At 71.8% G+C, this 12,093-nt stretch carries 7 protein-coding genes; 5 read left to right on the forward strand and 2 right to left on the reverse strand.

The window, feature by feature from the left end; translation table 11 throughout:
• The first annotated feature begins 115 nt into the window (after nt 1-115).
• The 5 genes from AC07D6_RS27640 (at nt 116) to AC07D6_RS27660 (ending at nt 9,833) form a co-directional block, all read left to right on the forward strand.
• Nucleotides 116-1,459: an MFS transporter gene (locus AC07D6_RS27640; RefSeq protein ID WP_479048817.1), complete on the forward strand. Its 1,344-nt coding sequence runs from the start codon at nt 116-118 to the stop codon at nt 1,457-1,459.
• Between the two features lie 14 nt (nt 1,460-1,473).
• Nucleotides 1,474-4,026 (forward strand): glycoside hydrolase family 2 protein, encoded by a 2,553-nt coding sequence (locus tag AC07D6_RS27645; protein ID WP_479048820.1) that lies wholly within the window; start codon nt 1,474-1,476, stop codon nt 4,024-4,026.
• Nucleotides 4,023-6,392 (forward strand): beta-glucosidase, encoded by a 2,370-nt coding sequence (locus AC07D6_RS27650; protein WP_479048822.1) that lies wholly within the window; start codon nt 4,023-4,025, stop codon nt 6,390-6,392. The genes AC07D6_RS27645 and AC07D6_RS27650 overlap by 4 nt, the downstream gene beginning before the upstream one ends.
• A gap of 67 nt (nt 6,393-6,459) precedes the next feature.
• On the forward strand, nt 6,460-8,943 hold the full coding sequence (locus AC07D6_RS27655; protein WP_479048824.1) for an alpha-L-rhamnosidase: 2,484 nt from the start codon (nt 6,460-6,462) through the stop codon (nt 8,941-8,943).
• Nucleotides 8,940-9,833: an alpha/beta hydrolase gene (locus AC07D6_RS27660; RefSeq protein WP_479048826.1), complete on the forward strand. Its 894-nt coding sequence runs from the start codon at nt 8,940-8,942 to the stop codon at nt 9,831-9,833. Before AC07D6_RS27655 ends, AC07D6_RS27660 begins: the two co-directional genes overlap by 4 nt.
• Nucleotides 9,834-9,906: 73 nt before the next feature.
• Here the strand turns inward: AC07D6_RS27660 and AC07D6_RS27665 are convergent, their stop codons facing one another.
• Both AC07D6_RS27665 and AC07D6_RS27670 read right to left on the reverse strand, forming a co-directional pair.
• Nucleotides 9,907-11,382 (reverse strand): glycoside hydrolase family 43 protein, encoded by a 1,476-nt coding sequence (locus tag AC07D6_RS27665; protein WP_479048830.1) that lies wholly within the window; start codon nt 11,380-11,382, stop codon nt 9,907-9,909.
• Between the two features lie 28 nt (nt 11,383-11,410).
• Nucleotides 11,411-11,668 carry a hypothetical protein gene (locus AC07D6_RS27670; RefSeq protein ID WP_479048832.1) on the reverse strand — a complete coding sequence of 86 codons (258 nt, stop codon included), beginning with the start codon at nt 11,666-11,668 and terminating at the stop codon, nt 11,411-11,413.
• Nucleotides 11,669-12,093: the final 425 nt, after the last annotated feature.

Genomic DNA, 12,093 nt, shown 5'->3' on the forward strand with positions numbered 1-12,093 from the left:
ACCCTATCCGACGGGCAGGTATCACGTGCTACCCCCTAGGCGGCTCCCGGTATCACGTGATACCAATGCCGCGAGCGCCCGCCGCCCGGCGGTGACTCGCGACGAAGGAGCCGCCGTGTCTTCCGTGCCGCCCCACCCTTCCGCACCCTCCTCACCACCCCCGCCCCCCGCAGCAGTGCCGTCGGCCAAGGCCGCCCTGCCCGACCGGCCCGCCACCACGAAGGCCGACGACCGGCCCAAGGTCGGCGCGACCTACATCGTGCTGCTGGTCCTCGCCCAGTTCGGTCTTTACGCGGCCATCGTGGCGCCGATGGGCTACTCCCTGAGCGTCCGCGTCGATCAGCTCTCCCCCGGCAACGAGGGAATCCTCGGTTACGTGGTGGGCGCGGGATCCCTGGCCCTCGTCCTGTCCGGACCGGTTCTCGGGGTACTGAGCGACCGCACCCGCTCCCGTCTCGGCCGGCGCCGACCCTGGCTGCCCCTCACGGTGGCCGTCGGCCTGGTGGGCTTCTGCTGCGTCGCCCTCGCACCCTCGGTCGGCGTCCTGATCGTCGGCTGGGTCGTCGTGCAGCTCGGTTTCGGCAGCGCACTCGCCCTGCTGGGCGCGTCGATGGCGGACCGCCTGCCCGAGTCCCAGCGCGGCAAGGTGGCGGGCCTGGCCGGTGTGGCGCAGATGGCCGCGTCGATCATCGGGGTGGGGATCGCCTCCATGCTGACGTCGTCGAACCTGCTGCTGTTCCTCGTGCCCGCGGGCCTGGGCGCCGTGACGGTGGGGCTGTTCTTCCTGCTCGTCCATGAGGAGAGCAGCCAGGGCCTCCCCCTCAGCGAGGCCCTGACGGCGAAGCTGGTGCTGTCCAAGTACGTCTTCGACGTGCGCCGCCACTCCGACTTCTCCTGGAACTGGCTGGGCCGGTTCCTGTTCATGTTCGGGCTGACGCTGGCGACGACGTTCACGACGTTCTTCTTCGCCGACAAGTTGGACAAGCCCGTCACCGAGATCGGTGGGCTCGTCGCGGTGGTCGGCGGCATCGGTCTCGTCGCGACCATGGGCGGCGCCGGCTTCAGCGGCTTCCTGTCGGACAGGCTCCGGCGCCGCCGCGCCTTCGTGTTCGGCGCGGGGCTGCTGTTCACCGCGGGAACGCTGACCATGGCCGCCGCACCCGGCCTCGCCGTGCTGGTGGTCGGCTCGTTCCTCACCAACCTCGGTCTCGGCGTCTTCTCCGCGGTCGACCAGGCCTTGGTCCTGGACGTTCTGCCGGAGCGTGACACGGAGGCCGGGCGCTACAACGCGATCAACCAGTTCTCGACCACGGTGCCGCAGGCGGCTGCGCCCCTCGTGGCCCCCTTGGTCCTGGCGCTCGGCGGAGGCGACAACTACCCCCTGCTCTACGTCGTCGCCGGTGCCTGCGCCTGCGTCGGCGGGCTCATCATCCTGGTCCGGGTCAAGGGCGTTCGGTGAAAGGGAAGACAACCATGACGTACGCGGACTTCAACACCGGCTGGAGTTACCGCCGCAAGGTGACACCGTTCCAGGAGCTGGGCGGGACGGCGGCGGCGCCTTGGACGCCGGTGACCCTGCCGCACGACGCCCTGATCACCACCGAGCGGCACCCGGACGCGCCGGGCGGACACACCAACGGCTACTTCACCGGCGGCGCCTTCGAGTACCGCAAGACGTTCACCGTGCCCGAGGAGGACTGCGGCAAGCTGCTGTTCCTTGAGTTCGACGGCGTGTACCGCGACGCCGTCGTGTCCGTGAACGGCGCTTTCGCCGGGCGTCACGCCTTCGGGTATTCCCGGTTCCTGGTGCGCATCGATCCGCATCTGCGGTTCGGGGCCGACAACCCCGACAACGAGGTGCGCGTGTCCTGCCGCACCCACCTGGACAGCCGTTGGTACACGGGCTGCGGCATTCACCGGGACGTGCGCCTGATCGTGAAGGGCCCCGCGCACATCGCCGTGGACGGCGTCCGTGTCACGACCCCTGACGTCGATGAAGAGCTGGCGGTCGCCGAGGTCGCCGTGCGGGTGGAGAACGCGGGAGCGGTGACGTCCACCCTGCGGCTGACGGCCGTCGTCACCGATGACGAGGGCGTCGAGGTCGCGCAGGGCCGGGCGCCGGTCACCCTGCTGCCGGCGGACGCCGAGACGGCGCGCCTGCGCCTGCTGATCGACCGTCCGCGGCTGTGGAGCGCCGAGACACCGACCCGCTACACGGTCCGCGTGCAACTCGGCGACGGCGATCAGGTGGTCGACGAGGTGTCCGTGCCGTTCGGCATCCGCACGGTCCGGGTCGACGCCCGGCGCGGCCTGCGAGTGAACGGCACCGCGGTCAAACTCCGCGGCGCCTGCCTGCACGGGGACAACGGCCCGCTCGGCGCCGCGGCCATCGGGCGCGCGGAGGAACGCAAGATCGAGTTGCTGAAGGCCGCCGGGTTCAACGCGATCCGCAGCTCCCACCACCCCGCGAGCAGTGCCCTCCTCGACGCGTGCGACCGCCTCGGCATGTACGTCATGGACGAGGCTTTCGACATGTGGACGCAGGGCAAGAACGACTTCGACTACTCGGCCGACTTCCCCGAGTGGTGGGAACGCGACCTGGAGGCCATGGTCGCCAAGGATTTCAACCACCCGAGCGTCATCTTCTACAGCATCGGCAACGAGATCCCGGAGACCGGCGCCCCGGACGGCGCCCGCTGGAGCAGACGGCTCGCCGAGAAACTGCGCGCCCTCGACGGCACCCGCCTGGTGACCAACGGCATCAACGGTTTCGTGTCCGTCCTCGACCTCGTCCTGGACGGCATGGCGAAACGGCGGGCGGCGGCACGGGAGGCCGGCGCGTCGGACACCGGCCAGGACGCCGGGGGCGGCGTCAACGGCATGATGAACGCGTTCGGCGAGATGATGGGCCACATCGTCTCCTCCCCCATGGTGAGCGAGCGCACGGAGGAGTCCTTCGCGGCCCTCGACGTCGCCGGCCTCAACTACGGCGAGTCCCGCTACGCCCTGGAGGCCGGTCTCTTCCCGGACCGCGTCATCGTCGGCACCGAGACCTGGCCGACCGTCATCGACCGCAACTGGGCCCTGGTCGAAAAGCACCCGCACGTCATCGGCGACTTCACCTGGTCCGGCATCGACTACCTGGGCGAGACCGGCATCGGCGTCGTCAAGTACGCGGGCGCCGCGGGCGCCGCCCAGGGCTTCTCCACCGCCTATCCGGGACTGTCGGCGTACTGCGGTGACCTGGACCTCACCGGGCACCGCCGGCCGGTGTCGTACTACCGCGAGATCGTGTTCGGCCTGCGCACGGAGCCCTACATCGCCGTGCGGCGCCCGGAGCGCCACGGCATGCCCGTCGCCGTGGCGACACCGTGGGCGTGGACCGACTCGGTCTCCAGCTGGAGCTGGCCCGGCTTCGAGGGCGCCCCCGTGCACGTCGAGGTGTACGCCGATGCCGACGAGGTCGAACTGCTGCTGGACGGCGAGTCCGTCGGACGCGCTCCCGTCGGCGGCGAGCGGGCCTTCCGGGCCGACTTCGAGCTGCTGTACCGGCCCGGTGAGCTGGTCGCCGTCGCCTACCGTGCCGGTGCCGAGACCGGCCGTACCTCCCTCACCTCGGCGACGGACGATCTGCGCCTCACCGCCGCCGCCGACCGTGACGTGCTGTACGCCGGCACACGTGACCTCGCCTTCGTCGAGGTCACCCTCACCGACCACGCCGGCGTCGTGCACACCGCCCTCGACCGCGACGTCCGGGTGACCGTCTCCGGCGCCGGAGTCCTGCAGGGCCTCGGCAGCGGCGCACCGGTCACCGAGGAGACCTTCGGATCGGACGTCCGGCGCACCTTCGACGGACGCGCCCTGGCGGTGGTCCGCCCGACCGGGCCCGGCACGATCACCGTCGAGATGGTGGCCGAGGGCTGTGCGGCGGTCCGTCTCCGGCTCACCGTCGCCGAAGCGCGAGGCCCCCTGCCGGGCTTCCCCTCCCCTGCCGACACCACCACCGACCTGGAGATTCCCGCATGAGCGACCTCAGCGCACTCGTCCGCAAACTCGACCTCGACGAGAAGATCGCCCAGCTCCACGGGATGATCTTCCCCGAGCTGTTCTCGATGCGGCAGGACACGGACGTGGACCTCTCCACCGAGGAGGGCCGCACGACGGCGTTCTTCGTCGACACCGACCGGATCGCGCACCTGCGCCCGCACGGGCTCGGGCACCTGTCACTGGCCTGGATGCTGCCGCTGCCCGCCGGCGAGCTGCGGCGCGTGTTCGCCGACGTCCAGGCGAAGGCCCGCGAGGTGAGCCGCTTCGGCATCGGCACCCTCGTCCACGCCGAGGGACTCAACGGACTGGTCCACGGTACGGGCATCCAGTTCCCCACGGCCTGGGCGCAGGCGGCCACCTGGATGCCCGGACTCATCAGGCGCAGCACCGCCCTGACGAGCGCACAGTTCCGGGACTACGGAATCCATCTGTGTTTCTCCCCCGTCCTGGACCTGGCACGCGACCCGCGCTGGGGCCGGGTCCACGAAACGTTCGGCGAGGACCAGGAACTGGCGGCTCAGATGGGCGTCGCCTTCATCCGCGGAGTGAACGGACCCGAGGGCGATTCGGGTGTGCTCGCGACCGGCAAGCACTTTCTCGGATACGGCAGCTCCGACGGCGCCCTCAACCAGGCGCGGACGAGCCTTGGGCGCAGGCAGCTCACCGACGAGTACGCCGTGCCCTTCCGGCGGGCGATCGACGAGGCCGGGCTCTCGGTCGTCATGAACTCCTACAACGAGATCGACGGCGTACCGGCCGCGGCGAACCGGTGGCTGCTCACCGACCTGCTGCGCGGCGAGCTGGGCTTCACGGGCCTGGTGGTGAGCGACTACGACGCTGTCACCATGCTGCACTCGGTGTACCACACCGCCCGAGACCAGCGGGAAGCCGCCGCACAGGCGCTCTCGGCCGGTCTCGACGTGGAACTTCCCGCGGACGAGAGCTTCCGGAAGCTGCGCGAGGCCGTCGAAGCCGGCCTCGTCGGTGAGGAGGCGGTCGACACCGCCGTGGGACGGGTGCTGGACGTCAAGCGCGACCTGGGCCTGGTGCCGGACTATGTGCCGCGCCGACGTCCGCGTGCGCCCGAGCCGCTCGACCGCACGACGGCCACCGCCGTCGGTCGGGAGATCGCCGAGCACGCGGTGACACTGCTGCAGAACGACGGCACGCTGCCGTTGCGCCCCGGTACCAAGGTGGCGGTCGTCGGCAGTCTCGCCGACGAGCTGCGCATCCATTTCGGCGCCTACACGGACGTGGCCAACGCCGAGGTGCCGCTGGCGATGCAGCTGATCAGGTCGGGTCAGGTGCCCGGCATCGACCCGGAGAAGTACATCTTCACCGAGCTGTTCAACACGCGTATCCCCGGCATCGGCCCCCGTTTCGAGGCCATGGCCCGCGAGCAGTACCCGGACACCCCCACGCTGCTGGGCGCGCTGTCGGCCGTGCCGGGGACCGACGTGACGTTCGTCGACGCGGGATCCCCGGACACCACCGGTCCGATCGACGCCGACGCGGTGCTCGGCGCGGCGCGGGACGCGGACGTGGTCGTCGCGGTCGTCGGCGAGCGCACCGGCTGGGCGGGCGAACACACGGCCGGCGAGGGCCAGACCTCGGCCAGGCTGCGGCTGCCCGGCAACCAGCACGAACTGGTGTCGGTGCTCGCGCGGGCCGGCGTCCCGCTGGTGACGGTGCTCGTCACCGGACGGCCGCTCGTCGTCCCCGATGTCGCCGAGGCGTCCGCGGCGGTGCTCCTCGCGCCGCTCCTCGGCGCCCACGGCCCGGCGACGGTGGCGGACGTCCTGACCGGTGCCGTGGAACCCGGCGGCCGCCTGCCGATGACCTTCCCCCGGGACGTCGGACAGATCCCCCTCTTCCACGGCCATCCGTACGGCAGTGGCTACGCCCACCCGACCGGCCGCCGCCCCGGTTACAACGACCTGGACAGTGGCCCGCTCTACCCGTTCGGGCACGGTCTGGGCTACGCCGATCTCCAGGTCGGCCTGGAGGACGCGGCCCTCTCGGACGACGGCTCCACGGTCACGGTGCGCACGCGCACCACCAACAACAGCGACCGGGACGGCTCCACCGTCGTCCAGGTCTACGCCCGGGACGAGCACGGATCGGTCGTACGGCCGGTGCGTCGACTGCTCGCCTTCGCCCGCGTCACGGTGCGGGCGGGCAGGAGCGCCGAGACGGTGCTGGAGGCACCGCTGGAGCGGCTGTTCCACACCCTGCCCGACGGCGCCCGCGGTATCGAGGCCGGTGACGTCACGGTCCTCGTCGGCACCAGCAGCGAACAGATCGCCGGCAGCCGCACGCTCACGGTCCCGGCCCGGTACGCCTGAGCGCGCTGAGCGGAGGACCGCCATGACGACCTTCACACCTCCACAGCACCCGCAAGGAGACCCATCCATGCCGCACCCGTGGCAGGCCCGGTTCATCAGCGCCGCCGCACCGTCCGCCGAGGGCGACCCGGCACCGTACTTCCGCCGGGACTTCGAGGTGGCCGACGGCCTCCGGCGCGCCGTGCTGCACGTCACCGCCCTGGGCATCGTCGAGCCGTACGTCAACGGTGTCCGGGTCGGCGACGACGTCCTCGCCCCCGGCTGGACCAGCTACCGGCACCACCTCGTGGTCCGGGAGCACGACGTCACCGACCTGCTGCGGACGGGCGCGAACGCCTTCGGCGCCGTCGTCGGCGAAGGCTGGGCGGTGGGTGCTCTCACCTGGGAGAACCAGCGCCACAACTACAGCGACCGGCCCGCTCTGTTCGCCCAGCTGGAGCTGCGCTTCGACGACCGCGTGGAGGTCGTCGGCACCGACGAGTCCTTCCGCGTCGGCACCGGGGCCGTGCGTGCGAACGGCATCTACGCCGGCGAGACCCACGACGCCCGCCTCGAACCCGACGGCTGGAACCGGCCCGGTTTCGACGACTCCACATGGGACCGGGCCACGCCCTTCGAGTGGGATCCCGACACCCTGCGGACACCCACGGCACCCCCGATCCGGCGCATCGAGGAACTCGCGCCGGCAGCGGTGCTCACCAGTCCGTCCGGCCGCACGATCGTCGACTTCGGGCAGAACATCTCGGGTTGGGTCCGTCTCAGGGTCGAGGGCCGGCGGGGAGACACCGTCACCCTCCGGCACGCCGAGATCCTGACGCCCGAGGGCGAGCTGGAGACGGAGACGAACCGCACGGCGGCCGCCACCGACCGGTACACGCTGCGCGGCGGGGGCGAGGAGACGTGGGAGCCGCGCTTCACCTTCCACGGCTTCCGCTACGCCGAGATCGACGGCTGGCCCGGTGACTTCGACGCCGACGCGGTACGGGCCGTCGTCGTCCACAGCGACATGGTGCGCACCGGCTGGTTCGAGACGTCCCATCCGCTGGTGAACAAGCTGCACGAGAACGCCGTCTGGTCGATGCGGGGCAATTTCGTCGGCGTCCCCACCGACTGTCCCCAGCGCGACGAACGGCTCGGCTGGACCGGTGACCTCAACGCGTTCGCCCCCACCGCCGTCTACCTCTACGACGTGCGGGGCGTCCTGGAATCCTGGCTGCGGGACCTGGCGGCCGAGCAGGCGGAGACGGGGAACGTGCCGATGGTCGTTCCCGACGTGCTGCGGACCGGGTCCTCGCCGACCGCGCTGTGGGGCGACGTCGCGATCAGCCTGCCCTGGCAGCTCTACCAGGAGTACGGAGATCCGGCCGTGCTGCGTTCCGCGTACGCCTCCATGACCGCCTTCATGCGGGCGGTCGAGCCCATGCTCGACGAGCACGGCCTGTGGAGCAGCGGCTTCCAGTACGGTGACTGGCTCGACCCGGACGCTCCCGCCGACAACCCGGCCGGCGGGAAGACCGACGCACACCTGGTCGCCTCCGCCTACCTGTGCAAGACGACGCGGGAGCTCGCGCGGACCGCCGAGATCCTCGGCGAGACCGAGGACGCCGAGCACTACACCCGGCTCGCCGAGCGGGTGCGCGCGGCGTTCCGCAGGGAGTACGTGTCGCCGGCCGGCCGGGTCGTGAACGAGTCGGCGACCGCCTACGCCCTGGCCATCATGTTCGGCGTCCTCGACGAGGGCCAGCTCCCGACCGCCGGCGAGCGGCTCGCCGCGGTGGTGCGCAAGGCCGGCTTCACGGTCGCCACCGGTTTCGCGGGGACACCGCTGCTCACCGACGCCCTGACGGCCACCGGTCATCTCGCCGAGGCCTACGACCTGCTGCTCCAGGAGAAGGCCCCGTCCTTCCTCTACCCGGTGACGATGGGGGCGACCACCATCTGGGAGCGGTGGGACTCCGTCCTGCCGGACGGCACGCTCAACTCCACCGGGATGACCTCGCTCAACCACTACGCCCTCGGCGCCGTGGCCGACTGGCTGCACCGGGTCGTCGGCGGCCTGGAACGGGTGGAGCCCGGCTGGCGTCGCTTCCGCGTCGCCCCGCGGCCGGGAGGCGGCCTCACCCGGGCACGTGCCGCGCACGACACCGTGCTCGGCCGGGCCGAGGTCTCCTGGCGTCTGGACGGCGAGGACATGGAGGTCCGCGTCACCGTCCCCGGGGACGCGACCGCCGTCGTCGAACTGCCCCTGCACCCGGAGCTACGCGTCGAACACGTCGGTGCCGGTGAGCATGTCTGGCGCTACCGCGCCGCGGGCACGAACGACCGGGCCGACATCACCATGGAGACACCGGTCCGGGACATCCGGCGCGACCCCGACCTGTGGTCGGCCGTACTGGACGTCCTGGAAAGCCACTTCCCCGGTGTCCCCATCAAGGCGGCCGGGGACCACATCGACGGTATGTCGCTCGCGGCCATGGCGGCCCGTGCTCCCGGCGGCGCCGCCGACCTGGAGCGCGACCTGCGAGCCCTGTTCGGCGGAACCGGCGCATGAGGGGCAGGACCGCACGGGCGATGGCGGCGCTGCTGGACGGCGTCGACTTCACCGACGGCTCCGTGGGCGGCCGCCACGGCGCCATCCCGGCCCGGCGTTACCGTCCCGCCGGCCCCGCCGCGGGCACGCTGGTCTGGCTGCACGGCGGCGCGTTCTCCGGCGGCGGCCTCGACCAGTGCGAATCCCACGCCGTGGGCGCCGCCCTGGTCCGGCACGGGATCGAGGTCGTCGCGGTCGATTACCGCCGGGTGCCGCGGTGGAACCCGTGGCGTGACCCCGGCCCCGGCCGGCTGCCGGGCGTGCGCTTCCCGGTGCCGCTCGACGACGTGGTCGACGCCTTCGGTGCCGTGGCGCGCGAACAGGGCCCGGTAATGCTCGGCGGCGCCAGCGCCGGCGCCTGCCTCGCCGCGGCCGCGGGGCTGCGCCTGCACGCGGAGGAAAAGCCGTCGCCCGCGGGTCTCGTGCTGGCCTACGGCACCTTCCACGCGACGCTGCCGCCGGTCCCGGAGACAGTGCGCGACCGGCTGCGCGGCCGTCACGGACTCGTCCAGTTCCGCCCGGACACCGTACGGCGGATGAACCACAACTACGCGGGCTCCGCCGAGGCCATGGCCCTGCCGTTCGCCTTCCCCGGCGGCCACCGGCTGCCACCGATGCCGCCCACCCTGATGGTCGACGCGGATCGCGACACCCTCCGTGCCTCCGGTGAGGCGTTCGCCAGGGAGCTGGTGGACTCCGGCACCCGGGTCGACCGCCATGTCGTCCGGGGGTCCACCCACGGGTTCCTGGACCGCCCGCACGGGCCCCACTTCGTCACCGGGACCGCTCTCATGGGCAGCTGGATCGCGGAGGCGGAAAAGGGGGGTGGTGAGGCAGGACAGCGAGTCTGAGCCGGTTCGGGGAAGGGTCCCCTCATCGCAGAAGGGCCGGCGAGCGGTCGCCCCCGGCGCCTTGCCGTGCCCCTCATCCCAGGTGTGACGAGTAGGTCACCTCCTCGATCACGACCCGGCCCCGGACCGGTTCGGCACCGAGCATCCGTCCGGTGAACCCCCCGGCCACCTCCGTGGAGAGGTAGCGTCCGTCGAAGGTGCCCAGGACGTGGCTCGTGCCGTCGTCACCCACCACGGCCAGTTCCACGAGGTCGGGTTCGTCGGGTGTACCGAACGGCCCGGGCCGGTCGGAGTCACGGACGGTGATGCTCAGGAGCACGGTGCCCCCGGTGGGACGAGGTATCCGTGCGACCGTACTGACGGCGGGGCCGATCGAGACCGTCGCCTCGACGGTGTCCGCGTCGGCGGTCAGCCCGTACCAGTGGTCGCTGTCGATGCGCAGCAGGAAACGCCCGGTGCCGGCGGAGGTGTCCATCCGTGCCCGTGCCGTCCACCGGGTGTCCCGGACACGCGTCAGGAGCAGTGCCGGCGCCTGCTGCTGCGGCCGGCTCTCCAGCAGAAGACCGTTTCGGCTCCCCCGGCGGGCGAAGTCGGCGGGGCTCGTGCCGGGCGCCACCCAGCGTGGATCGAGTTCCGGTGTCTCGAAGCGGTCGGTGAAGGAGTGGTCCTGCGTCTTCACGGCGAAGCGCTGTTCGTCCACGACCGGCCAGCCGTCCACCCAGTCCACGCCGGCGAGGAAGGTCTCACGCCCATTGACATGGAACTTGGGGGTCCTGCCGCGGGGCCGGACACCGAGGTAGACCATGGCCCACGAGCCGTCGGCCAGTTCCACGAGGTCGGCGTGCCCGGTGTTCTGGACCGGGTGGTCCGTACTGCGGTGCGTGAGGATCGGGTTGTGCGGCGCCGCCTCGAAGGGGCCGTCGAGGGACCGGGCTCGGGCGACGGTGACGGCATGGCCCCGCTCGGTGCCGCCTTCCGCGAGCAGGAGGTACCACCACTCCCCCAGACGGTACAGGTGGGGCCCCTCCGGGGCCGCGAGACCGGTGCCGCCCCACAGCAGCCGGGGCTCGGCCAGCATGGCGCCGGTCGCGGGATCGATCGGCACGGTCGCGATGCCACGCAGGCCGGGCAGGAAAGACGCCCACGTGAGGTGACATACCCCTGCGTCGTCCCACACCAGGTCGGGGTCGATGCCGATGGTGCCCGTCACGTGGACCGGATCGGTCCACGGTCCTTCCGGGTTCTCGGCCGACACGATCAGGTGACCTCGGCGTACTTCGTGGATGTTCGTCGTCACCAGCCAGAACCTGCCACCGTGGTGACGGAGTGCCGGCGCGTAGATGCCCGAGCCGGCGGTCCCGGCGTGCGGCGCGAGCTGACTCGGACGGGTCAGGACGTGGCCGATGTGGGTCCAGGTGACCAGATCGGTGCTGCGGTGGACGGGGACGCCCGGTACGTACTCGAAGCTGGAGTTGGCCAGATAGTAGGTATCGCCGACGCGGCACACGGAGGGGTCCGGGTGGAATCCGGCAATGACGGGCGTGGTCATGGACTCGATCTCCTAGCGATGCGGGATGTCAGGGATGTCCGGCCGGCAGGACGCGCATGTGGCGGGCCGGCGGCCCCGAAGAACCCGTGGCGGTCACCACCAGCGGGTCGCTCGGGTCACCGGTGACGGTGACAGCCGTACCCCCGGTCTGTTCGATCTCCTCGACCACGGTGTCGGCGACGGGGACCCGCACGTACGCCCGCGCCGACGCGAGAGCCGTGGCCCCTCCGATGACGGACGCCGCGCCGGTCGTGATGACACCGCGTCCCACCGGGTCGCTGCTCATGGCTGCTCCTTGTCGGCCTCGGCCCGGTCGGCTCGATGGGGCACGCGGCGCCTACCGACGCGCGTCAGTGACGCTGTCGGCAGCCAATAGGAAGCCGGGGGCCGTCCACAAGGCGCACTTCATCAATATCGGATAACGGTCGGGCCGGCCGGACAGGCACACAGCCCACCGCCGCACGGGACGGACGGCAGCAACCGGCCCGCGTCCCGTGACGGACCCACGCTCCGGCGCCGGGCGTTGTGGGGAGGGAAGACGCAACCTGCTGAATGGGGGCCGGGCCCGGCGGTGAGCTTGGTGCGCTCACCGCCGGGCCCGGTACTCGCCGTTCCCCGTCCCCACGGGAGAGGCGAGTGACGGGGCCGCTACCGCTCGGGCGGCCCCGCGACTGGCCGGTGGGATGGGTACGTCAGGCCGCCCACCGAATC

It is taken from the genome of Streptomyces sp. NPDC045287, from assembly GCF_056432325.1.

Bases quoted from the DNA above. Each gene is read 5' to 3' on its own strand.
- AC07D6_RS27650 (WP_479048822.1), top strand. From the start codon at position 4,023: ATGAGCGACCTCAGCGCACTCGTCCGCAAACTCGACCTCGACGAGAAG.
- AC07D6_RS27665 (WP_479048830.1), bottom strand. From the start codon at position 11,382: ATGACCACGCCCGTCATTGCCGGATTCCACCCGGACCCCTCCGTGTGC.
- AC07D6_RS27655 (WP_479048824.1), top strand. From the start codon at position 6,460: ATGCCGCACCCGTGGCAGGCCCGGTTCATCAGCGCCGCCGCACCGTCC.
- AC07D6_RS27670 (WP_479048832.1), bottom strand. From the start codon at position 11,668: ATGAGCAGCGACCCGGTGGGACGCGGTGTCATCACGACCGGCGCGGCG.
- AC07D6_RS27645 (WP_479048820.1), top strand. From the start codon at position 1,474: ATGACGTACGCGGACTTCAACACCGGCTGGAGTTACCGCCGCAAGGTG.
- AC07D6_RS27660 (WP_479048826.1), top strand. From the start codon at position 8,940: ATGAGGGGCAGGACCGCACGGGCGATGGCGGCGCTGCTGGACGGCGTC.